The sequence below is a fragment of the Bradyrhizobium sp. 172 genome (assembly GCF_023101065.1).
In the GTDB taxonomy this organism is placed as follows: domain Bacteria; phylum Pseudomonadota; class Alphaproteobacteria; order Rhizobiales; family Xanthobacteraceae; genus Bradyrhizobium; species Bradyrhizobium canariense_D.
This window is the reverse complement of sequence record NZ_CP064701.1, coordinates 3,444,009-3,467,675: the sequence shown is the minus strand read 5'-3', so window position 1 is coordinate 3,467,675 and position 23,667 is coordinate 3,444,009. Positions and strand designations below refer to the sequence as shown.

The window sequence follows — 23,667 nt, the reverse complement described above, 5'->3', positions numbered from 1 at the left end:
CGAAAGACCGGTTCCGCGACTCAGGCGGCTGCACAGCTACGGTATTTTTTGATGCAAAACCCGTTCCGGTTTGGGCACGATCAGCACCGGTCCGAAATTCCGTAGTTTTGCCCTCTGCAACGAACATCGCGCGCAGACATCACGCGGCAATCACACTGCGACATGCACAAGAACCGGCTTCGAATGCGCCGTAACGTGTCTTACTTCTTTTCCATCACGCATTGCAGCGGATGCTGGTGCTTGCGAGCGAAATCCATCACCTGCGTCACCTTGGTCTCGGCGATCTCGTAGGTGAACACGCCGCACTCCCCGATCCCGTGATGATGAACGTGCAGCATGATCTTGGTTGCGGCCTCGGCGTCCTTCTGGAAGAATTTCTCCAGCACATGAACGACGAATTCCATCGGCGTGTAATCGTCGTTCAGGATCAGCACACGGTACAGGTTCGGCCGTTTGGTCTTCGGCTTGACCTTGGTGATGACGGACGTGTTTGGCGCGGAAGGACCGCCGGAACGGTTCTCGTCGTTGCTCATCAGGGCAGCGTGGGCGGCGGCGGCCGCGGAGGGATCTGGTCTGGAAGACAGTTGCGGCATGGCTCAGGCGTTCAAATTCCCCACGGAAGCGTATGACGGTTCGCCGCGCAGCCCCGGCCTTCGGAGCTTCGCACAGGCGCACCGCCTTTTTGGATCGCCGCTTCCAGCCGGTCCGGTCCAAACCGGATCGGCCTCACCGAATATGGGCCTGCCCCCGGCTCGCCGCAAGCGTGCGGCAGTTCGGCCGATGCGGCCATGGCGGTCCCGATTCCCGGTCCGGGCGATCCTCACCAAGGTTAATCAATCCGGACTGATTTGACAAAAGCTTCCGCCCCGCCGGTTTAGAAGATGTTCACCAGGAACCCGGCCAGCAACGCGGCTGCGGCGGTTTCGCGCGGGCTATCTCCGGTTATCTACGGACCAATTTACCCTCAATGGCGTGACGCGAAAACGGGCAAAGGCACAGATTTCCGGGGATCGTCACGCCTCGCAGATCGACGCGCGGCAGAAGAAGCTGTGCGATAACGCCAAGGCGGCGAACATCAGGATCCATACGGTGCAGGTGAACACCGGAGCGACCCGACCTCCCGCGTGCTGCAGTATTGCGCGAGCCGCACCGACAAGTTCTATCTGATGACGAAGGCAGATCAGACGTCTCGATGTTCAAGGAAACCGGCACGCTGTGGAAGCTGCGATGGCGCGCTGAGACCTACACTTCGAGACAAACAAAAAAAGCCCGGCTACTGCAGCCGGGCCTTTGATTCCAGGACGTCAGGAAACGTTAGCTGGCGGCCGGGGTGAACTTCGACACGATGGTCTCGACCGGCTTGAACGCCTGCTTGGCGAGGTCGCTGTAAAGGCCGGCGATCTTCTGCGATTCCGCGACGAAGGACTCGTAGGCGGAACGGGCGAATTCGGTCTGCGCTTCGACGGCCTTGTCCAGCGACTTCACGCCGGAAAGCTTCTCGACGAAGGACTTGGTGTCTTCGAACGACTTCTTGGTGTAGTCGCCATAAGCGCTGGCGATCGCCTGAAGGCCGTGCTGCATCGACGTCGCGGAGGCGACGTACTGCTCGAAGTGCTCTTTCCCGTAGCCCTGAAAGTCTTCAACCTTGAACATTCGGAATCCTTTTCCCTAGCCTGTCGGAAGCCCCGGCTCCCTGACTCTGCTCACGATTAGTGCAACGCACAAAAAAGTCAAGAATTTTGTGCGTCGCACAAAATTTGCCAAGATTCCCGGGGTTTCCCGCAATGGTTCCTTAAGCTTTTGGAAACCGCGGCCCCCTACCTTGATTCCCTGGACGTGTTCAACTTCCACAAGCGGCCAAAAGCCGTTGGAGAACATGACCTTAGCCAGAACAGCGGCTCAGGTCCAACGTCCCCCGCGGCGAACATCTGCGGAGGACAGCCTGAGCAGGTAATGATCCCGGGTCCCTTGGGCACAATTTCGCCTCACGAGCCGGTGATCAAGTCACAAACGGGGACGGGGTTTCATGCTTCGTAAAAACTTGTCTTCCTCGCGCTTGGCGCGGGTTGGCGTTTTTGGGCTTCTTGCGGTCACGAGTGCAGTCATCTTCACCACCGATGCTGCCGAGGCGCGGCGCCACCGGCGTCACTACGCGCAACACCGCGTGCAGCGCGATGTGTCCGAGAGTTCCAGCCCGAAATTCGCGTCGATCATCGTCGACGGCAACTCCGGCTCCGTGCTTCAGGCCACGAGTCCCGACGGGATCCGCCATCCGGCCTCGCTGACCAAGATCATGACGCTCTATCTGCTGTTCGAGCGCCTCGAGTCCGGGAAGATGAAGCTCGACACCGAGATGCCGGTGTCGCAGCACGCCGCCGATCAGGATCCCACCAAGCTGAACCTGCGTGCCGGCCAGACCATTCGCGTCGAGGACGCGATCAAAGGTCTCGTCACCCGCTCCGCCAACGACGCAGCCGTTGTGATCGCGGAAGCAATTGGCGGCGACGAGGACGACTTCGCCCAGATGATGACGCGCAAGGCGCGTTCGCTCGGCATGTCCAGGACGGTTTACCGGAACGCCAACGGTCTTCCCAACGACGAGCAGGTCACGACCGCGCGCGACCAGGCCACGCTCGGCCGCGCCATCCAGGAGCGCTTCCCGCGCTACTATCGCTATTTCGCGACCTCGACGTTCAACTGGCGCGGACAGTCGATCCGGAACCACAATCATCTGCTCGGGAATGTCGAGGGCGTGGACGGCATCAAGACCGGCTATACTCGCGCCTCCGGCTTCAATCTCGTGACCTCGATGCGCCGCGGCAACCGCCACCTGATCGGCGTGGTGCTGGGCGGCCGTAGCGGCGGCTCGCGCGACGCCATCATGCGTAACCTGCTCGCGGAGAACCTCGATAAGGCCGCGACCGCCCACACCGTCGCCGCGGTCACCGAACGCAACGGCTCCGACGCCGCTGCCGAAGTCGCCGATACATCGGACACCCCGGCCCGTTCCGCTCCGCAGGTCCAGGCGTCGGCTGCCCCTGCTCCCGAAGCAGCCCCGTCGCGTCTCGCCGCGCGCCTTTCGACGCTTGCGGCTGCGGCTGCCGCGGTGCCGTCGGCTCAGCCCAGATCTGAAGCCAATAGGCCTGAAGTTCGGCCGATAGAATCCAAGATCGAGCCTGCGCCGCTCACCAATGGCGTGATCTCGAGCCAGCCGCTCTCGATCATCCCCGGTTCGTCCGAACCGATGAAGCCGGTCCGGGTCAAGACCGTCCAGGTCAAGGCCGGCGCGGTGAAGGTCGCCTCCGCCGCCCCGGCTCAGATCGCACCGCAGGTCACGAGCACGATCGCATCCCGCTCCGAAGTCGCCGAAACCTCCGGTGCCGTCGTCGCCCGCGCAGACCTCATCAACAAGCCCGAGGCCAGCCAACCGGAAGCTCCGAGGGCCGAGATCACCCGTGCCGAGCTGCCGCGGCAGCCGGCGGGCTTCGGCACCGGCAACGGCACCCTCGGCGTCTTGCCGGCCGCCACCGCCGCCGCACCCGCCCCGGCTGCTGCGAAGCTCGCATCAGCCGACCCGGCGCTGCAGCCGATCCAGATTAGCGCCACCACGAAGCCGGTTGCTACCCACAGCGGCTGGATCGTTCAGGTCGGCGCGCTCGAGAGCGAGAACGAAGCCCAGCAGCGCATCGACGCGGCGCGCAGCTCGGCTCGCGGCCTGCTCAGCAAGGCCGATCCGTTCACCGAGCCGGTCGTCGCGAAAGATAATCGCAAGCTCTACCGCGCCCGCTTCGCCGGGCTCGACCGGGACCAGGCCGAAGCCGTCTGCCGCACCCTGAAGCGCGCCGAGATCTCCTGCATGACCGTCCGCAACTGAACTTTCGCACCGCTCCAATGAAAATGCCCGCGCCTTGCGCGGGCATTTTCATTTTCGGGATGCGGTGACCGACGAGGCTGTTCCACGACAACCTCTCGTCAAGGATTTACGGTTAAAACTTTACGCAAGGGATCGACCACGCCGACAATGGCGGGCATCGGGGCGACGGCAAACAGAGCAAGCAGAGCTCACGCGGGACGAGCGTTTGTAGCGTGGTGCCGGAGTTAGCCGTTATGCGTGCGAAGCAGAGTATCCTTGGCCTCGTTTACACGGGCAGCGAGATACGTCGAGCCCCCCTGGTCGGGATGCAGTTTCTTCATCAGGGACTTGTGAGCCCGGCTGATGTCGTCACGCCCCGCCCCCGGCTGCAGGCCAAGGATCTGATAGGCCTCCTCCGTCGTCATTTTACCGCTCGCCACCGTGCGGCGCTGCCCCCCTGCCGCGTCGCCCTGCGCGTTCTGACGCCAAGCGGGAAACCGGCGGTCCAGATAGCTTTCAAGTAGGGCCACGCTCTCGGCGTCGAACGCCGGGACCATTGCCAGCAGGGCCGCGAGATCAAACTCATCGAGATCGCGCCCGGCGTGAGGCCCGGCGACGATCTGGCCTCCGAGCTGGCCGGAATCGTGATCGAGCCGCATATCCAGGAATTGCGAGCGCACGCGCGAGGCCTGACCGGCCGGGCGCGTCGCGCCCCCGCCGAACAGCCCGCCGATATTGCCGAAGCCGGCGTTTGCCATCGGTGTCCAGCCCAAGAGCCCGGCGCCGAATATCCCGAGCGGGATCGCCACCACCAGTTCGCCCTTCAAGCCCGTGAACGCTGCGACAGCCAGCGCCACCACGCCGCCACCGAACCTGATCGCGCGTGCCAGCACGGCCGGATTGGCCGAACGGAACATCTGGAGCAGAAAATAAAGGGTGATAATTGCGATAGCGCCGGCGATCAGGGTCATGGCCCGAATATAGTCGGCCTACCGCCAAAAAGCATCGTGTCCTTGCGCCAGCGCTACTTCATCTGGCCGATCAGCCTGGCCGCGCCACTGGCGGTCTTCGCCAATTGCAACAGCGCCTCGCGTCCGCCGGCCGCGTAGGCGGCGGCTGCGCGCAACAGCTCGCGCAACTGCGCCGCCGCGCCCGGATCGAACCGGCACCAAGCGCCGCCGGTCAGGCGCGCGATCTCGCGAAAGGCCTTCTCGGCCACCGCGTCATGGCCTTCCTGAAAGACGAACACAGGCACTTTGAGCATGCCGAGCTCGCCTGCCTTGGCGCAGAGCTGGTCGACGTTCTCCTCCATGGCGTCGCCGACGAAGACGACGGCGCGCACGCCGGATGCGACGGCCTCGCGCCGCGCCTCGCTCAGCACCTTGCCGATCTGGGTGTCGCCGCCACGGCAATCGATCTTGCTCATCAGCGCCGCCAGCCTGGCGCTGTCGGAGATCCATCCCGTGGCGCGGCACTCGTCGAAGCCGCGATAGTAGACGAGCCGGATGTCGAGACTGCCGAGCGCGGCGGTCTCACGGAACATGTCGGCCTGAAGCGCGCAAGCCATGTCCCAGGTCGGCTGCCGGCTCATCGTCGCATCCAGCGCGAAGATCAGCCGCCCTTTTGCACCGGGCGCATGCGGTGACAGCGCGCGCGCGTTGGCGACGAAGGCGGCGATGTCCTCCGAGGTCGAGGTCCCCGCCTGCGGCACAGCGTCGCCTGGTTGCGCCGAGACGGCATCGCGGCCGCGCGGTTTGATGGGTTCGCCGGACATTTCCTTGACCCTTGCGTGAGCGGCTAATGTGGTCAGCACATGCAGCCCGGTCAATGCGCAAAGCCCCCGCAGGCGGCAGCCGGCGGAGGCTTTGAAATTGGTATCGACGACGAGGAAGGCGTCAGCTCTTGGCGGGCGCCATCAAAGCGACCGGCCCGGGCTCGAGAATCTTGGGTGGGGACGATTGCGTGTCGACCGGCGCCACTTCACTGTCGGTCGCGCTCAGGAACTTGTCGAGCATGCCCTGGATCGAGTTCTTGGCAGCATCCGGACCGGTGTCGCGCATGTCGTTGTGCTGGAATTCGGTCTTCACGACCTGGATGCCTGCCTTCTCGCATTCTTCGTCGGTCGGGATCACACCCGCATCGGCCTTGAACTGCGGATCGGTGGAGCGGAACGACAGGATCTTGAACTTCCCGGCGGTGACGAAGGGCACGCGAAGATTGTCGAGTGTGACGACCTTCTTGACCTCATCCGGATACTGCTTGGCGAAATACATCGTGATGTCGCCGCCCATGGAGTGGCCGACCATCGTCACCTTTTCGTAGTCGGCGTTGGGCTGAACCTTCTTCATCTCCTGCATGGCGAGATGGATGTTGGCGACGCCGCGCAGGATCTGCGGCAGCCGGCCGACATAGATCTCGCCCGGCTTGGTCACCATCGGTGGATCGGTCGGCAAATCATGCTGCGGGCTGACGACGAGGTAGCCGCGCGCGGCGAAAATGTTGGCGAGGAAGCCGTACTCGGTGTTCTTGACGGTGTTGCCGTGGTTGATCACGGCGACCGGCATCGTGATCATGCCGGCATTGGCCTGCATTTCCTTGTCACGACGGATCGCGATATCGACGGGCACCGCACGGTTGTCGCGCGAGGCATCGTAGAAGGTGATGGTCTCGTGCCTGATTGCCCACTTGCTCGCCGTGAAATAGGCGACGCCACAGAGGGCACTGACCGAAACCAGAACGGCAATTCCACGCTTCATTTTCGTCCTCAGCCTCAGGCTCTTGCGGCCTGAATCCCTGTTGAAAATCGTGTTCTTCCGGAGCTCTTCGGCCCTTGGTCGCCTATTCCCTAATATATGTCACAGCCGCGTGACAGGAAGGCCAAATATTGTGAACCGGCAGCCCTTTCATTGTGCGGCGCACACGTTTCTTGGGCATCTCGCTCTCACACGGCTACGTCAGGGTGCACGTCATCCGACGCAACCTGTCTCGATCGGGTTCCGTTTTGCAGTAAACACGGGGTGAAAACGGTTGAGCGCGGGCTCGGTTCCCCGGGGGAGACCGGCCTCTTGATCGACTGGAAGTAGCTATGTACCGCCGCCTCAAGCGCCGAGGATGTCGTGGACCTCGAGCGGCTTGTCGACCTGGTTGAACCACTCGGCGCGATTGGCCGCGCGGCGACGTCCGCGCTCGTCGAGCGGAAGCTTGAGCTGGCGGAGCAGGCTCGTCACCTCCTCCCGTGCGGTGAGATGGCCGAGATTTGGCCGCATGCCGAGCGTGGCCTCGTCGATCTCGTCCAGCGCGGTCAGACCGCGCGGGAAGAACTCGCGATAGACGACCCGTTCGGCGAAGCCGTCGACGTAGCGGAAGCCGAGCCGCAGCGACAAATCCTTCAACCCATCGGCAACGAGCTGCTTGTTGCGGGAGCCGAGCATCGACAGGCGGTTGCGCACCACGATCCAGTCGGTGGTCGCACCGTCGAGCTGGCGGCGCTTGCGCCTGACATCCCGCACCATCTCGGCGTAGTGGCTCTCGCCTGTCACCGCGTAATTGGCGGGATCGACAGTGCCGAGCACATCGAAATCGAGGAAGCTGTCATTGATCGGGGTCACCAGCGTGTCGGCCATCGAGTGCGCAAGCCGCATCAGGTAGCTGTCGGTGCCGGGCGTATCGATGACGATGAAGTCGAAGCTGCTCTCGACCGCCGAGACCGCCTCCATGAACTGAAGGAACTCCGAATTCTCGTTCTCGGCAACCTGCATCGTTTCGCCAAGCTTGATGCAGCGATGCAACGGCAGTTCGAGGTCGAGCTTGGTTCGGCGCGCCCAGGCGGAACGGTTGTTGATGTAGTGAGTAAAGCTCTGCTGACGGCAGTCGAGGTCGATGGTGGCGACGCGCTGGCCGGCTTTGAGAAGCGCGACTGCGATGTGCAGGGCGGTGGTCGACTTGCCGGAGCCGCCTTTCTCGTTGCCGAGCACGACCACATGCGCCGAGCCGGACTGGCCTTGGCTAGCTTGCACAAGCATCGCGATCCTCAACACCCCTAACGAATATCTTCGAGTTGGCCGCGTCTGCGGTCAAGTGAAATGCGTGACAGGCAAGACAAATCGCGGCGCGCTGACCTTCATCATGAATCGCGGCGCCGCTTCGCGTCTGTGATCCAGCCCACAATGCCGCGACGCTTGCGCGGCTTTGCGCGGGATGCTGTGCCGCATCCGGATGCATGGCGTCCATGGTCGCCGCTTGTTAAGGTTAGCCTGCCGGGCGCCGGAACGCGCCCGTCGATTCCCAATCCCGTCGAGTTCTGATGTCACGCAGCCCCTTGATCGCCCGCACGGTCCCCACCTTGCGACGCGCCGTCGACAATCTTCGCAAGCGAAAGGCGACGATCGCGCTGGTCCCGACCATGGGAGCGCTCCATGACGGCCATATGTCGCTGGTGCGCCTGGCCAAGCGGCGCGCGAGCCGCGTCGTGGTGTCGATCTTCGTCAACCCGACCCAGTTCGCTCCGACCGAGGATTTTGGCGCCTATCCGCGAACCTGGAAGACCGATCTCGCCAAGCTCGCCGCCGAGGACGTCGATATCGTCTGGCATCCCGGCGCCGAGGCCATGTACCCGGAGGGCTTTGCCACCCGCATCGTGCCGGAGGGACCGGCGCTGGCTGGCCTCGAGGACCGCTTCCGCCCGCATTTCTTCGGCGGCGTCGCCACCGTCGTCGGCAAGCTGTTCACCCAGTGCCGGCCGGATGTCGCGATCTTCGGCGAGAAGGATTTTCAGCAGTTGCGGGTGGTGGCGCAGATGGCCCGCGACCTCGAGCTCGGCGTCAAGGTGATCGGCTCCCGCACCGTGCGCGAGCGCGACGGGCTCGCGATGTCCTCGCGCAACGTCTATTTGTCGCCACAGGAGCGGCAGACCGCAACCACGCTATACCGCGCCATGAAGGTGAGCGCCGGGCGCATTCGCGCCGGCGAAGCGGTCGCGCCCGCAATGGCGCGCGGTGCCGCGATGATCACGGCGGCCGGCTTTGAGCTCGACTATTTCGAAGTGCGCCATGCAGCGACCCTGGCACAGGTCAGCTCGCGCAACGACGGACCGTTGCGCATCCTGGTCGCGGCCAAGCTCGGCACCACCCGGCTGATCGACAATATCGCGGTTTAGAGCAGCCCGAGATCGCGCAGTTCGCGCCGCATCGGCTCCGGCATCGCCGCGATCGAGCCGGCGGCGGACTTGCCGAGATCGGGCGGCACCGAATCGTCGGCGAGATAGCGCCAGCCCTGGAACGGGCGCATCGGCCGCGGCGACACCGGAATCACCTTCGGCTGCATCACGATCCGGCAGCGCCCGATGCCGTCCTTGTCGCGGAACGGCTCGATGCCGATGATCTTTTCGCGCGCGGCGACCTCGCCCTTGATCACCCAATAGAGCGACCCACCCGACAGGATCTCGGCGTCGCGCTTGGGCACCATGCGGGTGATGTGGATGTGATGTTGCGGCAGACCCTTCTTCTTGGCGGTCTGCATCCGTTCGGCGGTCCACTCCTTCAATTCCTTGACGGATTCGCAGCCGACGGCGAGCTTGATCAGATGTAGTGGCATGCCCCAGCATTAGCCGGACAGCCACGCATTTGGAATGCCGATCTACTTGTTATCCGCAGCCGGGGCAGCCGCGGCCGGCGGCGTGAGCGGAACCGGTGCTGCCGCCGGCGCCCGCGCAGCCTTCGGCGCAGGCGGCTTCTTCGCGGCGGGAGCTGCGGCCTGCGCCGAGGCCGCTGCGGGGGCGCGCGGAGCCGCCGCGTTTGCGGTGGGCGCCGCCTGACGCGTCGGCGGCTCGGGATTCATGATGCTGACCGGCGGCGTCGACGAGGCACTCGGGAACTCCGCATTGGTCGGCTTGCCCGTCGGCATCGACGGCGGCAGCCCCGCAAGTGCGGCAGTGGCCGGCAACGATTGCGCTGCTGCAGGCGCATTCCAGGTCGGGGCGTAGCGCGCGACCAGCGTGTCGTAGAGATGGGAATCCATGTTGGCGGCGACCCGCTGCTGGTCGGTCAGCGAGCGGAAGGCCGCGCAGTCAAACTGCGTGCAGCCATCGCGCGCGACCAGCACATGCGCGACCAGGCCGTAGCGATCACGCTCCAGCGACTTGCGCAGCACCTTGATGTCGGGCGTCAGGCTCTTCTCGGCGGTCGCGGCATCGCCGAGCGCCGTCAGCCGGTCGATCCTGGCCGCGGTCGTGGAGACGGCCGCAGCCGCCGCGTCAGGCGCGCCGAACAGCGCCTTCTCGCAGCCCATGGCCACGGCATCGCCCGCGAGATCGTCGAGACAGGACAGCGCCGGCAGGCTCGCGGTCATCGCCGCCTGTGCGCGCGCCTCGGTCGGCGTGGTCTGCCCCGCCGGTCCATCGACGCGCACAACAGCAGCCAGCGCGATGGCAATGGCGAGCAGCGCAATGACGGTCAGCGCGCCGTTGGCGACCGATCGTTCGGCGCGCAGCAGCGTGACCAGGAGAATCAGTCCGAAGAAGCCGGCAGCCGCCAGCATCATCCACATTGGAAGGGCCGGCGAGCTCCAGATTTGGTCAAACGACGAGGCCCATGCCCAGTTCATGCGCGACGTCCCCTCACGCGAGCAGAGAGCGAATGGTCAAAGCGAGTACCGAGAGTCGGCAACTGCCCCCGGCCCACCTTTTGAAGGTGAAGCGGGCCTTTTGACGGCGGCAGAATACAAATTCCCGGGGACGCGCCAATGCGCGGATAGCGTCGGCCTTCAGGACAGCGCGAGCTGGCTTTCCTTGGCGACGCGTTCGAAGGCTTCGGTCGAGCTCTTGATCCGGTACTGACAGTCGTCACCATCGGTCGGCAGGAGGCGGATGACCTCATACGAGCCGCTGGCAGCGGGGCGTGCGACATTGCTGGCGGTGAACAATACGCGCGCGCCAATAGGGAATTTGTGCTTCAACACCCTCTCCATCACTCAAACAACGCCTGCCACGCCCGTGGTCCCACTGCGTCGGCCGGCCGGAAACCCGGCCGCTGTATAGCATGCGACGAGCGTTTTTGGCCAGCAGTATGCGACATGGCAAACGTGCGAATTTTGCAGTTATTTCAGAGTGATGCCGTCAGCCGACGATACCGCCGGAACCGGTTCTTCCGGGGGTATGGGGCAAACGGTCGTCGGGGCTGGCGTGATCCACCACCTTGGGAGGTTCCTGGGCCGTGAGGTCCCTCTGCCGACGACTCTGGCGATTGAGCGCCGCCGGCTTGCTCGGCGTCGAGCGAGGCCGATCACCGCGGATTACACGTTCTCGAACTTTTCGATGACCAGCGTTTCGGCGAGCGCGTCCCGGGTCCATTCCTGGAACGCCGGCAGCGCCAGCATCGTGTCCATGTAGGCCTTGGTCTCCGGCGTGACTTGGATCGCGTAGGTGCGGAAGCGGTGCACGACCGGGGCATACATCGCATCCGCTGCGCCGAAGCGCCCGAACAGGAACGGTCCATTGGCGCCATACCGGGCCCGGCATTCGCGCCAGATCTCCTGCACGCGCGCGATATTGGCCTCGGCGTCCGCCGACAGCGTCACGGGGCGCACCGGGCGGTGCAGGTTCATGCCGCATTCGTTGCGAAGGGCCATGAAGCCGGAATGCATCTCGGCGCACACCGAACGGGCATGGGCGCGCGCGGCGGCCTCGTCCGGCCACAACTTCACTTCCGGATAGCGCTCGGCGATGTATTCGATGATGCTGAGCGAATCCCACACCGTGATGTCGCCATCGACCAGCACCGGCACCTTGCCGGCGCGGCTGAACGAGATGATCTGCTCCTTGTCCGCGGGATTGTCGGTGTAGAGTGGGATGAGGGTCTCCACGAACGGAATGTCGTTGGCGCGGAGCGCGAGCCAGGGCCGCATCGACCATGACGAGTAATTCTTGTTGCCGATTGCGAGTTTCAGCGCAGCCATGTCATCAGTCCTTCTCGATACGCCTTGAAGCGAGCCGCTTTTAACGCCATCGCCTGCCGCCAATCAATCGTTGCTGCACCTCGCCATGCGTGGCAAGCGTTGCGATCCTCTCCGGGAGACTGACATGAGCAGGCATTGGGTCGACATCACAGCCGTCGGCTTCTTCATCATCGAATGGCTGGTCTACGCCCTGACGCTGGAGCAATCGGCCTATGGCCGCGACAGCCTGTCGGCGCGCATGAACCGCTACCGCGAGGTGTGGGTGCGCCGGCTACTCGACCGCGACGCGCGCATGGTCGACATGCAGATCATGGCCTCGTTGCAGAACGGCACCGCCTTCTTCGCCTCCACCAGCCTGATCGCGCTCGGCGGCGCGCTGGCGCTGCTGCACGCGACCAACGACGCGATCACGATCTTGAGCAAGCTGCCGATCGATCTCAGTACCTCGCCGGCGATGTGGGAGCTGAAATGCGTCGGCCTCGTCCTGATCTGCGTCTATGCCTTCTTCAAATTCGCCTGGTCGTACCGCCTGTTCAACTATGTCGCGATCCTGTTCGGCGGCATGCCGGCAGCCGCGCAGCGTGACACGCCGGAGGCCGAAGCTCATGTGATCCGCACCTCGCGCCTGTTCGAATCCGCCGGCCGCCATTTCAACCGCGGCCAGCGCGCCTTCTTCTTCGCACTCGGCTATCTCGGCTGGTTCGTCAGCCCCTGGGTGTTGTTCGTGACCACGGCAACCGTGGTGATCGTGACTTGGCGGCGGCAGTTCGCCTCGAGCGCGTGGGAAGCGATGGCGCCGGAGGTGGTGAATGGCGAGGAGACGCGGCGCGGTCCCTGACGCGCTCGTGTTGCGGCTCTGCAGTGCACCGCTGAGTAGCGGTGCGTCCACAAGAGCGAATGTGGCGCACCCTCTCTCCACATCGTCATTGCGAGCGCAGCGAAGCAATCCAGAATCCCCCCGCGGCGGCAGACTGGATTGCTTCGCTGCGCTCGCAATGACGGAGCATGAGGCGGCAGCGCCACTTTTCCAGCTCGCATCTTGAATTGCGACTATAGCTTCGCACCTTCGCGGCGCATTTTGCCCGAGTCTGGCCACTTCACCCTCTTGTCCCAAGAGGCACAGGGAAGTCTGCGGTCATAGTCCTAAGCCGGCGTCTCGATCTGCTATGTGCAGCGATTGCCGCATGGAACTCCCTAAAGTCGCTTTGATCTATCTCAATTCTCTTACAGACGCGGGCATCAACTTGAGAGAGTCGCGTCATCGCTCCGCCGCGCCGGCCGGGCGGTTGGGCGCTTCCAGGGAGCTCGATATGATCAAGTCGCTCGGAATTGCCACATTCGCCTTCTGCTTCGCAGTATCGGCTCAGGCGATGACACCTGCCCCGATTGCACAGCCCGAAAGCCTCGTTACGGAAGTTGCTGCTGCCTGCGGCGTCGGTAGGACACGTATCAACGGCGTGTGCGTAGCACGGACGACGGTCCGTCATACCCGTCGGGCGGTCCGCAGATGTGTGAGAGGAACAACGTGCTGATTGCTTGTCCTTCAGGACAATACCGCAAAGTGGTCTCGCCATGATTAAAATAGAAGAGTACCGACCCCAACGGTACATCAACGGCCCCCGGCCTCAGCCCTCCAGACTGAGGCCGTCTTGCGCCTGAAAGGTTGGCCGGACCGGTCACCTTGTCGGATTTATCGACCCGGCAACAGCATGAAACCGCAATGCTGATGCCAGCAGGCCAACAAAATCAAAACTCGAGAGCACGCTTCCATCGTCAATTGGCCAAGCCGATGCTGGAGGTGAATAGCGCAGACACACAAAGCAAATGTTTACGCAATTTACCACTCGACCATCAACGCGATGGTCTTCATTTTCCCATCTGATAATTGCCTTGCGCGCCTTGTTTGGTCGGATGCTCGGAATGGTCCTTTCGCAGCGGAGGTGGCCGGCATGTCCGAAATGGTAGAAGTGCTCGCCGGAACGAGTTTGTTTCTGCTCGCCTTCTCGCTGCTGATATTCGACATACCCCGCTACACCTTATCGCTGGTGTCTCTTGCTCTGTTCAGCTCGAACCGGCGAAGCGCCAGTGGGACGGTTTGCGAGGCGACGGTAAGCGTGATTATCCCGACCTTCAACGGCGGCTCCGGGCTTGCTCCTTCGATCAGCTCGCTGCGCCGGCAAACCCTGCGACCTGTCGAAATCATCGTCGTCGACGACGGCTCCACCGACCAAACACGCGCGGTCGCGGAGCGGGCGAGAGCGCAGGGGCTAGTTGATATGGTCATCTGCCATGGGACCCGCTGCGGCCGCAGCGCTGCCATCAACGCTGCAGCACGGTTTGCCCGCGGCGATCTTCTTCTGACCGTAGATGCCGACACTGTCTTCGAACCGAACGCGGTTGAGCGCCTCGCGGCTGCGTTCGGCGATCCGCTCGTCGCCGGCGCAAGTTGCAACATCGCGATCAGCAATGAGCGCGATTCGATATGGACAGGACTTCAAAGCGTCGAATACCTGATGTCGATCACTGCGGGGCGGTCGATCCTCGACGTGGTGGATGCGATCGCGTGTCTGTCCGGCGCCTGTTCCATGTATCGGCGGGATATCTTCACGCAGCAGGGCGGGCTCGACGTCGGCCCTGGCGAAGATATGGAGTACACCTTACGGCTCCGCAGGCTCGGCTATGTCATTCGGTTCGTGTCCGACGCCTGGGCGGAAACAGCCGGCCCCGCAAGCGGCATCAGTCTGTTGCGCCAGCGCGCGCGCTGGGATCGCGATGCTCTGCGCATCCGTTTCATGATGTATGGCGAGCTGAGTTTTCGCCATCCGCTAGAGCGTTTACCGGACACGATCCAAAGGCTGGACTTCATCGTCTTCGATCTCGTTCCGACGCTCAGCCTGCCGTTCTACTTGGCCTACATTGTGCTGTTGTTCGGCCCGGATGCCGTGTTGTTTCTCTCGGCGATCTACCTGCTGCTGCTCTGGATCTCGGTATTCACTATGGCACTTGTGTTCGCCCTATTCCAACGATCCGTCGGAAACTTTGGCTGGAAGATGGCGCTGATCTTTCCCTTGTACCAGGGCGTCTATCTGAAGTGCGCGCGGTTTTTTTCCTACTCTTCGGAAATCATCTTTGCCTCGTCGCGGAACGATGATTTCGTGCCACCGCGCGTTCGCCGTGCACTATTCGGAGATCGGACAAAAGAGGTGGCCAAATGACGGTGGCCCTGACGCGACTCGATCCGCATATTCCCGATCCTATCGAGAGCCGTCGGCGCGCGGCCGGACGGACCGTCCGCGCCGCCTATGCGACAATCGTATTCGGCATACTCGCATTCTTTGTCGTCTATTTCGGGAGGCCAATTCTCTATCTCGGCGGCCCGGGCAGCGTGTCCTCGCCAAGATATTTGGTTTCACTGCCCTACATCGTGCAGATCAACAGCATCACCGTGGTGAGAGGTGGATCGGTCAAGGCAGGCGAAGAAATCGGAAGGGTGCGGTCTCCGCAGCACGATGAAATCGTCGCTACTTATATGCGCTCGCTCGCGGACATCGCCGGCCGCAAAGCGGAACTGCGTGTCAAAGCCCGGGTTGCGCGCGAATCTCTCGACGCGGCGCGCTCACATCTGCAGCTTGCTGAGGAAGCTGTCCAACTTATCGCAACCTCATCGGCCGCGAGCCTGAATTACCGCATTGACATGTCGCGGGAGCGCGCCCTGGCGAACAAAGCCGTGGTCTCGCAGGAGGCGGAAGCCGCCGAGGCCAGCACTCAATTGGCCGCTCTCGACGAATTCAGCCGGCAACTTTCTGATCGCCTCGAAAAGGTTGAAAGCAGCTTTGCCGACGGAAGAATCTTTTCACCCATAGCTGGCATCGTCGCGAACAATCCAGCGCGTGCCGGCCAGTCACTGGTGGCGGGCACTCCGATCGCAGAAATTCTCGACCCCACCGATGTCTTCGTCGACTGGTACGTTCCCAACGAACGCCTGTCCGACCCGAAAGTCGGCAACGAAGTCTTTGTCCTGTTCGGCAACCGGCGAATTCTGGGCGAGATCGTGGAAATTCTGCCGGTGTCAGACGTGTACCCCGGAGCGGGCTCATCGGCGGCGCGCGAGCGTACCGCCTCGCAAATCGCGCGAATTCAGTTCAGCCCAGGCGCGCATCCCCCGGCGCTGAACTCGGCCGTCGACGTTCACATGCACTACACACAACTCAGCGCGCGCATCGCTTCCATGCTGGTGAAACTATTCGGGCTCGACGAGCTGTGAGAGGGAGCGAGGTGCAGCATGCAGATCGAAGCGAACCAAACGGGTTGCCCGGCTTGCGGCTCCTCCGCGCTGATGTTGTTTCCAGTATTCCACCACATGATCTGCGCCTATGTTGGTCCGGAGTATGACTTCACGCCAAACATCGCGGGATATACGTGCCCGAAGTGCTGCCGCGACATTGTGTCGGCCGACCCAGCTTGCGAGATCGTGGGCACTAGCGCGCGGTGCACAAGGTGTTGGGTCGAGATGGTGGTGTCCCCAGCGTGTGCTCCGGCTGGCTTGTAAGGATTAGCGGCGATCTCGGCTTATCCGTCGCTCAAGTGCGACTGCGGCGAGCAGAGTTGGACAGAGAATAAGCATAGGGTAGCTTCAGCAGCCAGGTAGAGCTGCCTTGGTCGGTAGCACGATGCCCGACTGTAACTACGATAGTTTCAACGGTCTCGCCTGTCTCCACAGGGCGAGTGAAGTTTGAGACAAATGGTTGCAACTCAACAGCGCATCGGTCAACAATGCCGCGCGAGTTGACGAAGGCGGAATTTTCACCACTTTTCCCAAGCGCGCCCGCGCTCCCACACACGGCGTTCTGGACCCAACGCGGTTGGCCGACATTGTGGCGATGGTCGCCGAGCAGGCACAAACTGCATAGACACCCGGTCGTAGCGGAGGCATCATAGCACCCGGTTGGCGTGTATCGGAGGACACCATGATCAGCTTGATCCGCGTTTTCGATATCGCCGTACTCACGTTGGGCATGTTCAACGTCTTGCTGGTGGCATTGATTATCTTTGCATTTTGATGCTCCCGCCGACGCGGCAATCGCCGTGCACGCGCGGCGGCTGCGCTTCAATTTCGCCGCCCGACTCAGGCTGAGGTTGTATTCGCTGCCGGCGTCTCGTCTGTGGCGGTTTGACAGGCGGCGCCGTGACGAAGCTTTGCAGCGCCGCTCGTCGGCACGAAGCTTTGGGCTCACAGAGAGCAATCCGCCCTGCCCTTGGCCTCTCGCACCCGAACGCTGCCGCGTCCACCGCAAGCCGGCTCGCGAACATGACGACCACAAGATCGCCCCTCAAGGATGAGCCGGGATGGCCAACACATACGCCGTGTCCGAATTTCGGCAAAGTGGAATATATTTGCGAAGATGGATTGACAGCAGAGCGACAAAGCAAGGCCGTAGCCCAAGCGAGAGTTTAGCCGCCGAAATCCCGCGGGCTGAACGGCAGGTCCATCACCTTCCATTCCCCGTATTTGTCGGCCGGCAACATCTTGTAGGGCTGGCAGGCCCGAAGCGCGCTCATGGCGGACTTCACGAGCGCGACGCCCTTTGCGGACGGCGGGGCTTCGATCAGGATCGGCTCGCGCGCCAGCGTGCCGTCGGTCGCGAGCACGGTGCGCAGCTTGATGTTGACGTTGTCGGTCGGCGCGACCCCAGCCGGCAGCTTGGCGCAGCTTCGCAAATGACGACGCAGCTCGGCGATGATTTCGACCGCCAGCTTCGCCGCGATTGAATCCTTGGCATCGCCGCCATCGTCTTTGGGGGCGTCTTTCGGCAGCTCCGTCGGCAATTCCGGCGGCAGGCCCAGCATGACGCCGTATTTGACAGTGACGTCGGGCTCCGGCGCCTGATAGGACGGCGGCGGCGCGGCCTCCGGGTGCTGCATCGCTTGTGGCAGTAGCTGTGGCGCCGGGGGCTGCGGCGTCGCCTGAGGCGGCGGCGACTGCGATGGCTGAGGCTGTGGCTGTGGAGGCTGCGGTTGCGGCTGCGCATTTGCCTCGCGCTGCTGCGGCGTCTGTGAAGGCTGTGGCTGCGGCTGTTTCTGCTGCGGCGGTTCAGGCGAGGCCTGCTGCTTCGAGGACTGTGCCGCAGCCTGCTGCTTCGCCTCGGGCTTCGGCGCGGCCGCCGCCTTGTCCTTATCGTTCAAATCGAACTTCGGCAGTTTCAGGTCAGGGGTCGGCTCCGGCGGCTTCGCCTTGAGTTTTTCCCCGGTCTTCTCCTCGGCTTTGGCCTCCTCCTGCTTCACCTGCTCCGGCGTCACGATGCTGACGGAAACCGATTCGGGCGGGCTGGCGTGAAACGGATGGACTTCGCTGATCACGATGATCAGCGCGACCAGCGTCAGATGGGCGATCGCCGACGCTGCAATGTCCGTCCGTATGATCTTCCGCAGTTCCATCGCCTGACTTCAGGTTGCCAAGCTGGTCCTAGCATACGGCAGGCCCCTCTCAATCCCATTTTGGCGCGAAGGCGAAATCGGTCAGGCGGCCCCTGGGACTGGCCAGCGCGGCGATCTGGGCCATCTCGTCGTCCGAAAGCTCGAAATCGAAGATCTCGATGTTTTCCGACAGGCGTTCGACGCGCGAGGTGCGCGGGATCGCAGCGACATTCTGTTGCACCAGCCAGCGCAGGCAGACCTGCGCCGGCGTCTTGTGATGCAGACGCCCGATCTCGGCGAGCGTCCGGTCGGTCTTGATCCGCCCCTTGGCGATCGGGCTGTAGGCGACCAGCGCGAGCCCGTGCTGATCGCAGGCCGCCCTCACCTTCGCCTGGTCGAGATAAGGGTGGTATTCGACCTGGTTGCAGGCCAGCGGCTCCGGCGACAACGCCACCGCCTGCTCGATCAGCGCCACGGTGAAATTGGAAACGCCGATGTGGCGGGTCAGGCCCATGCGCTTGGCATGCGACAGCGCGCCCAGCGTCTCCTCCAGCGGCACGTGCGAATTGGGCCAGTGCAGCAGCAGGAGATCGACGGAGGGAAGTCGCATGCGCGCCAGGCTCTCCTTGACCGAGCGCTCGAGATCGTGGGGCGCGAAATGATTGGTCCAGACCTTTGTCGTCAGGAAGATGTCGTCGCGGCGCACGCCGGAGGCGCGCAAGCCGTCGCCGACCTCGCGCTCATTCTCGTAGACCTGTGCGGTATCGATGTGGCGATAGCCGAGCCGCAGCGCCTGCTCGACCACACGGGTGCACATGCGCCCGCTCAGCTCCCAGGTCCCCAGCCCGATCGCCGGTATCCTTGCGCCATTGGTCTCGACGAACAGCATGAGGAATCCTCTCTGTCGCGGTCGCCCCAAATCATGATCCAGGCGTCATTATGAACCCGGCTGGCAACACTGCCAACGGGCGACACCGGCCGCCGGGTCGGATCTTGCGCGCAATGCTAACGGGAGGTTCGTGCCAGGCCTTGACGTCAGGCCTTGACGTCAGGCCTTGAGGTCAGGCCTCGAGCTCAGGCTTTGGCAAGCGCCTGGAATACGGTGTCAGGCGCATGCGCGATCACAGCGAGCAGCGCGCGGGCGGGTCCCCGCGGGGCCCGCTTGCCCTGCTCCCAATTGCGGATGGTCTCGACGGGAACGCCGAGCTTGGCCGCGAACTCCATCTGGGTCAGGCAGGCACGGCGGCGCAAATCGCGCACGGCGAGCGAGCTGGTGTCGGGCGGCGCTGCGTTAGGTACGGGCTGGATTGGAAACGGCTGGACCGGAAACTCCCGCCCATCCCGCAACTCGACAATCCGTCCGTCCGCCTTCAACCGCACACGCATGCTCATTCCCCCAAGCAAGGCGATGATGCGGCAGCTCGCTTAAGTTCGGATTAAAGATGATGGCTGCGTATACGGTCTCGTGCCCCGGACGCAGCGCAGCGCTTCTTCAGCGGTGCGCTGCAGAGCCGGGGCCCATGTCGCTGCAATACTGTGCCGCTTCTGGGTCCCGGTTGCGCAGCAACGCCAAGGGCGTTGCAGCGCGCCGGGGAGACGAGAGTGCGTGTAGCCCTACCTCAACCCGAACCACAACGTCGCGATGCCGAGGAAGGAGAAGAAGCCGACGACGTCAGTGACCGTTGTCACGAACGTGCCGGAGGCCACGGCCGGATCGGCCCTGACACGTTCGAGCGCCATCGGGATCAGGATGCCTCCGAGTGCGCCGGCGAAGAGGTTCACGATGATGGCGAGCCCGATGACCAGGCCGAGGCCCGGGATCCTGAACCAGGCCACCGCAGCGACGCCCGTGATCACGGCAAAGGCGAGACCGTTGACGAGGCCGACCAGGCCCTCGCGCACCACCACGCGCCAGGCATTGGAGGAGCCGAGCTCGCGCGTCGCCAGCGCCCGCACCGCGACCGTCATGGTCTGGGTCGCGGCATTGCCGCCCTGGCTTGCGACGATCGGCGCCAGCACGGCGAGCGCCACCATCTTCTCGAGCTGCCCCTCGAACAGGCCGAGCACGGACGACGCCAGAAAGGCGGTAGCGAGATTGACCAGCAGCCAGTTGAACCGCGCGCGTGCAATGGTGAACACGGTGTCGGACAGCTCTTCGTCGCTGTTGACGCCGCCGAGCGCCTTGAGGTCCTCGTCCGCCTCTTCCTCGATGACGTCGACGACGTCGTCGACGGTGATGACGCCGACGAGGCGGTCCTGGGTGTCGAGCACCGGGGCTGCGACGAGATTGTACTTGCCGAACATGCGCGCCACCTCCTCCTGGTCCTCCAGGACGGAGACGCGGCGGCGATCCTCGTCGGTCAGCTCGGCAAGCGCCACCGGGCGGCGGGCGCGCAGCAGCACGTCGAGCGAGACCGCGCCCTGCCAGTGCTGCTCCTTGTCGACGACGTAGATCTCGTAGAAGCGGTCTGGCAGATCCGGCGTCTCGCGCATGTAGTCGATCGCCTGCCCCACGGTGAAATCCTGCGGCACGGCGATGAACTCGGTCTGCATCCGGCGGCCGGCGGAGTTCTCCGGATAAAGCAGGCTGCGCTCGAGCACGACGCGCTCCTTGAGCGGCAGCTTCTCGAGGATCTCCTCCTGATCGGCCTGATCGAGCGTTTCCAGCAGCTCGACCGCGTCGTCGGATTCGAGCTCGCGCACACCTTCCGCGACCGTCTGCGGCGGCAGTTCCTCGAGGATCTCCTCGCGCACGCCCTCGTCGAGCTCGTTCAGCGCGGAGAAGTCGAAATCGCGCCCCGTCAGCTCAACCAGGCGGACCCGATCGTCGGGCTCGAGAGCCCCAATGAGATCGCCGAGATCGGCTTCGTGCAGCTCGGCAACGCAGGCGCGCAGCGCGGCGCTGTCGCCGGCCTCGATCGCATGGGTAATTTCCGCGACGAATTCGTGACGAATTTCGCCGTCTTCATTGCGCATCGGCACGTGGTCGAGTACCGATTCCGCGGCAGATGCGGCACCGTCCAGATGTTCATCCATGGCGCGCCTCGCCGTTCGACAGGTTGGAACGAGTGGTCTGAGCTGACGGTTCAGGCAATACCCACAAGGCAACTCTGAGCGCAATGACAAAGATGCTTCGACTGAGGTGGACCTCGATGTCGGCAGGCGCAGCCCTCGCCGCCCTCACCGGCATCGCCTCGAGTGAAGCCGCCGAGTGCCCGCGCAAGGACGCGCTCGGCACCTCCCGCATTCTGAGCGTCGACGCCAAGACCACGCCGCGCGTGGGCCTGAAGAGCTTTCCGCAGACGCTGGAGCTTGCCGATCACGAGGTCGTGCTGACCTTCGACGACGGCCCGCATCCGCCGACGACGTCGAAGGTATTGGGGGCACTGGCGCAGGAATGCGTGCGCGCGACCTTCTTCCTGATCGGCCTGCACGCCTCCGAACACCCTGACATGGTCAAGCGCATCGCGCGCGAGGGCCACAGCATCGGTCACCACACCTTCTCGCACCCGTTCATGGCGCGCATTCCGTTCGACAAAGCGAAGAGCGAAATCGACCGCGGCATCGCGGCCGTCGAGCTGGCTCTGCACGGCACCTCGACAACGACGCCCGCGACCCCGTTCTTCCGCTTCCCCTATTTCGAGGCGACGCCAGCCGAGCTCGACCTGCTCCAGTCCCGCGGCATCGTAGTGTTCGGGGCCGACCTGTGGGCCAGCGACTGGAACGAGATGACGCCGGAGCAGGAATTGAAGCTCGTCACGGAGCGGCTCGCCGCCGCCGGCAAGGGTATCATCCTGCTCCACGATCCCAAGGCGCGTACGGCTGCGATCATGCCGGCCTTCCTGCGGTATCTGAGGGAGAACCGCTATCGGGTGGTTCACGTCGTGCCGGCGGGCGCATCACAGAAGAGTGCCGACGCGCATTGATGCCGGAATGTCACGCCGGTGCAAAATGGGGTGATTTGGGCCCTATTAACAGTCTGTTCATGCTACGCCATGCAAGTATCAAGGGGACTTGTCGCGGCAGGGTTCTGGGTAACGGTTCTTGCGCCTGAACCGTTTGCTGATGTCTCCGACCTACTATGGCGGCAATCGCGTAAGAGGGCAGACGGGGTTCATGATCGGAAGTAGCGTTGTTGCTCGGACGCGATCGTGGATCGTCCTTTGCCTTGGCAGCTTCCTTGGCAGATTTCTTGGCGGATTCCTTGGTGTCCTGACCATCGGCTCGCCGTCCATTGCGGCCGACTGCCCCGGCCATCCGGACGCGCTCGAGACGTCCCGCACGCTCGTGGTCGATCCGCACGAGCATCCCCGCATCGGCACCATGCAGTACCGCGAGACGCTGCCGCTGAAGGACCATGAAGTCGTCCTGACCTTCGACGACGGTCCGTTGCCGAAATATTCCAATCAGGTGCTGCAGATCCTCGCCGACGAGTGCATCAAGGCGACCTTCTTCATCATCGGCGAACAGGCCAAGGCGAACCCGGAAGGCGTGCGCAAGCTGGTCGCGGCTGGCCATACCGTCGGCACCCACAGCATGACGCATCCGCTCACAATGGACCGGATGCCGCTCGAGAAGGCCGAGGCGCAAATCAATGGCGGCATCGAGTGGACGTCGGCCGCGATGACCGATCCGTCAAAGCTCGCGCCGTTTTTTCGCATTCCCGGCCTGATGCGCGCCGATGGCGTCGAGAACGTTCTGATCTCGCGCGGCATCCAGGTCTGGAGCGCCGATTTCCCGGCCGACGACTGGCGCCATGTGTCGTCCGATCGCGTCTATCAGCTCGCAATCCAGCGGCTTGAGGCCAAGGGCAAGGGCATCCTGCTGCTGCACGACATCCAGTCCCGCACGGTGGCGGCGCTGCCGAAGATCATCCGCGACCTCAAGGCGCGCGGCTACCGCATCGTGCATGTGGTGCCCGCGACCGCCGAGCAGCCAGCGACGCCGACAACGCCGGTGGAATGGCTGCTGCATCCGCCGACCGAGACCACACCGATCGCGCGCTGGCCGACCGTGCCGAACTTCGTGTTCGCGCAGACCAAGACGCTTCCGGCACCCTCGCTGGCCGACCTCAACGCACAGGCCGCGCACCAACCGCTGCTGTCGCGCAAGACCATGGCGCTCGCCAATGTCGCGGCCACCCTGCCCGTGCCTGGCCGCGATCTCTTTGCGATCCCGGAAGGCTCGGTCGAGGTGCTGCTGTCGACGACCTTGTCGCGGCGCGCCGCGACGCGCCTGGCAATGGCGGCCGAGACGCCTCCTGCGGCCAAGGTCAAAGCCGGCAAGTGGCACGCTCACCGCACCGCGCGCGCTGCTCATGGCACACCGAACCACGCCGCAGAGACCGAGGGCACTGCAGCCAAGAGCACTGCCCCCAAGAGCGCCGCGCCCAAGAGCACAGCGCCGCGCCCGACCCGTGTGGCAAGCCTGAAGAAGCGCGCGCAGTAGAG

At 63.7% G+C, this 23,667-nt stretch carries 22 protein-coding genes; 8 read left to right on the top strand and 14 right to left on the bottom strand.

Annotated elements, in window-relative coordinates; genetic code table 11:
• Positions 1 to 200: 200 nt before the first annotated feature.
• A complete protein-coding gene (clpS, locus tag IVB07_RS16695; RefSeq protein ID WP_018455182.1) occupies positions 201 to 533 on the bottom strand; it encodes an ATP-dependent Clp protease adapter ClpS in 333 nt (110 codons plus the stop codon).
• A gap of 781 nt (positions 534 to 1,314) precedes the next feature.
• Positions 1,315 to 1,653, bottom strand: a complete 339-nt coding sequence (locus tag IVB07_RS16690; protein WP_007603238.1) for a phasin family protein — start codon at positions 1,651 to 1,653, stop codon at positions 1,315 to 1,317.
• Between the two features lie 373 nt (positions 1,654 to 2,026).
• Between IVB07_RS16690 and IVB07_RS16685 the strand changes: the two genes are divergently transcribed.
• Positions 2,027 to 3,874 (top strand): D-alanyl-D-alanine carboxypeptidase, encoded by a 1,848-nt coding sequence (locus tag IVB07_RS16685; RefSeq protein WP_247362538.1) that lies wholly within the window; start codon positions 2,027 to 2,029, stop codon positions 3,872 to 3,874.
• A gap of 224 nt (positions 3,875 to 4,098) precedes the next feature.
• On the opposite strand, the gene IVB07_RS16680 is transcribed toward IVB07_RS16685, so the two are convergent.
• The 4 genes from IVB07_RS16680 to IVB07_RS16665 form a co-directional block, all read right to left on the bottom strand.
• Positions 4,099 to 4,824 carry a DnaJ domain-containing protein gene (locus IVB07_RS16680; RefSeq protein WP_247767755.1) on the bottom strand — a complete coding sequence of 242 codons (726 nt, stop codon included), beginning with the start codon at positions 4,822 to 4,824 and terminating at the stop codon, positions 4,099 to 4,101.
• A gap of 53 nt (positions 4,825 to 4,877) precedes the next feature.
• Positions 4,878 to 5,627 (bottom strand): hypothetical protein, encoded by a 750-nt coding sequence (locus IVB07_RS16675; RefSeq protein WP_018455185.1) that lies wholly within the window; start codon positions 5,625 to 5,627, stop codon positions 4,878 to 4,880.
• Positions 5,628 to 5,748: 121 nt separating this feature from the next.
• Positions 5,749 to 6,609 (bottom strand): alpha/beta fold hydrolase, encoded by an 861-nt coding sequence (locus tag IVB07_RS16670; protein ID WP_007603233.1) that lies wholly within the window; start codon positions 6,607 to 6,609, stop codon positions 5,749 to 5,751.
• A gap of 342 nt (positions 6,610 to 6,951) precedes the next feature.
• Positions 6,952 to 7,875, bottom strand: coding sequence for a division plane positioning ATPase MipZ (locus tag IVB07_RS16665; RefSeq protein WP_018455186.1), 924 nt, complete (start codon positions 7,873 to 7,875; stop codon positions 6,952 to 6,954).
• A gap of 281 nt (positions 7,876 to 8,156) precedes the next feature.
• On the opposite strand from IVB07_RS16665, the gene panC reads away from it, so the two are divergent.
• Complete coding sequence (gene panC / locus IVB07_RS16660) at positions 8,157 to 9,008, top strand: pantoate--beta-alanine ligase (protein ID WP_247362536.1); 852 nt, start codon at positions 8,157 to 8,159, stop codon at positions 9,006 to 9,008.
• On the opposite strand, the gene IVB07_RS16655 is transcribed toward panC, so the two are convergent.
• The 4 genes from IVB07_RS16655 to IVB07_RS16640 all read right to left on the bottom strand — a co-directional run bounded on the left by IVB07_RS16655 (position 9,005) and on the right by IVB07_RS16640 (position 11,803).
• Positions 9,005 to 9,445 carry a DUF1489 domain-containing protein gene (locus tag IVB07_RS16655; protein WP_007603229.1) on the bottom strand — a complete coding sequence of 147 codons (441 nt, stop codon included), beginning with the start codon at positions 9,443 to 9,445 and terminating at the stop codon, positions 9,005 to 9,007. The genes panC and IVB07_RS16655 overlap by 4 nt on opposite strands.
• Before the next feature lie 42 nt (positions 9,446 to 9,487).
• Complete coding sequence (locus IVB07_RS16650; RefSeq protein ID WP_026232899.1) at positions 9,488 to 10,453, bottom strand: hypothetical protein; 966 nt, start codon at positions 10,451 to 10,453, stop codon at positions 9,488 to 9,490.
• Positions 10,454 to 10,612: 159 nt separating this feature from the next.
• Positions 10,613 to 10,816, bottom strand: coding sequence for a hypothetical protein (locus IVB07_RS16645; protein ID WP_007611353.1), 204 nt, complete (start codon positions 10,814 to 10,816; stop codon positions 10,613 to 10,615).
• 324 nt (positions 10,817 to 11,140) lie between these two features.
• Positions 11,141 to 11,803 (bottom strand): glutathione S-transferase family protein, encoded by a 663-nt coding sequence (locus tag IVB07_RS16640; protein WP_085360925.1) that lies wholly within the window; start codon positions 11,801 to 11,803, stop codon positions 11,141 to 11,143.
• A gap of 124 nt (positions 11,804 to 11,927) precedes the next feature.
• On the opposite strand from IVB07_RS16640, the gene IVB07_RS16635 reads away from it, so the two are divergent.
• The 4 genes from IVB07_RS16635 (at position 11,928) to IVB07_RS16620 (ending at position 16,713) form a co-directional block, all read left to right on the top strand.
• Complete coding sequence (locus tag IVB07_RS16635; protein WP_018455192.1) at positions 11,928 to 12,641, top strand: DUF599 domain-containing protein; 714 nt, start codon at positions 11,928 to 11,930, stop codon at positions 12,639 to 12,641.
• Between the two features lie 1,111 nt (positions 12,642 to 13,752).
• Positions 13,753 to 15,018, top strand: coding sequence for a glycosyltransferase (locus IVB07_RS16630; protein ID WP_247362533.1), 1,266 nt, complete (start codon positions 13,753 to 13,755; stop codon positions 15,016 to 15,018).
• The gene (locus IVB07_RS16625; protein ID WP_247487258.1) at positions 15,015 to 16,067 is read left to right on the top strand and encodes an HlyD family efflux transporter periplasmic adaptor subunit; all 1,053 of its coding nucleotides are present in this window, start codon (positions 15,015 to 15,017) and stop codon (positions 16,065 to 16,067) included. The genes IVB07_RS16630 and IVB07_RS16625 overlap by 4 nt, the downstream gene beginning before the upstream one ends.
• Positions 16,068 to 16,548: 481 nt before the next feature.
• Positions 16,549 to 16,713, top strand: a complete 165-nt coding sequence (locus tag IVB07_RS16620; protein ID WP_247336178.1) for a hypothetical protein — start codon at positions 16,549 to 16,551, stop codon at positions 16,711 to 16,713.
• Between the two features lie 541 nt (positions 16,714 to 17,254).
• On the opposite strand, the gene IVB07_RS16615 is transcribed toward IVB07_RS16620, so the two are convergent.
• The 4 genes from IVB07_RS16615 to mgtE all read right to left on the bottom strand — a co-directional run bounded on the left by IVB07_RS16615 (position 17,255) and on the right by mgtE (position 21,253).
• Positions 17,255 to 18,238, bottom strand: a complete 984-nt coding sequence (locus IVB07_RS16615; RefSeq protein WP_247362526.1) for a hypothetical protein — start codon at positions 18,236 to 18,238, stop codon at positions 17,255 to 17,257.
• A 49-nt stretch (positions 18,239 to 18,287) separates the two neighbouring features.
• Positions 18,288 to 19,106 (bottom strand): aldo/keto reductase, encoded by an 819-nt coding sequence (locus IVB07_RS16610; protein WP_018455196.1) that lies wholly within the window; start codon positions 19,104 to 19,106, stop codon positions 18,288 to 18,290.
• Between the two features lie 185 nt (positions 19,107 to 19,291).
• Positions 19,292 to 19,609 carry a helix-turn-helix domain-containing protein gene (locus IVB07_RS16605; RefSeq protein ID WP_085351361.1) on the bottom strand — a complete coding sequence of 106 codons (318 nt, stop codon included), beginning with the start codon at positions 19,607 to 19,609 and terminating at the stop codon, positions 19,292 to 19,294.
• Between the two features lie 222 nt (positions 19,610 to 19,831).
• The gene (mgtE, locus tag IVB07_RS16600; RefSeq protein ID WP_018455198.1) at positions 19,832 to 21,253 is read right to left on the bottom strand and encodes a magnesium transporter; all 1,422 of its coding nucleotides are present in this window, start codon (positions 21,251 to 21,253) and stop codon (positions 19,832 to 19,834) included.
• A 116-nt stretch (positions 21,254 to 21,369) separates the two neighbouring features.
• Between mgtE and IVB07_RS16595 the strand changes: the two genes are divergently transcribed.
• A complete protein-coding gene (locus IVB07_RS16595; protein ID WP_247767754.1) occupies positions 21,370 to 22,143 on the top strand; it encodes a polysaccharide deacetylase family protein in 774 nt (257 codons plus the stop codon).
• A 190-nt stretch (positions 22,144 to 22,333) separates the two neighbouring features.
• Complete coding sequence (locus IVB07_RS16590; protein WP_247767753.1) at positions 22,334 to 23,665, top strand: polysaccharide deacetylase family protein; 1,332 nt, start codon at positions 22,334 to 22,336, stop codon at positions 23,663 to 23,665.
• Positions 23,666 to 23,667 lie beyond the last annotated feature (2 nt).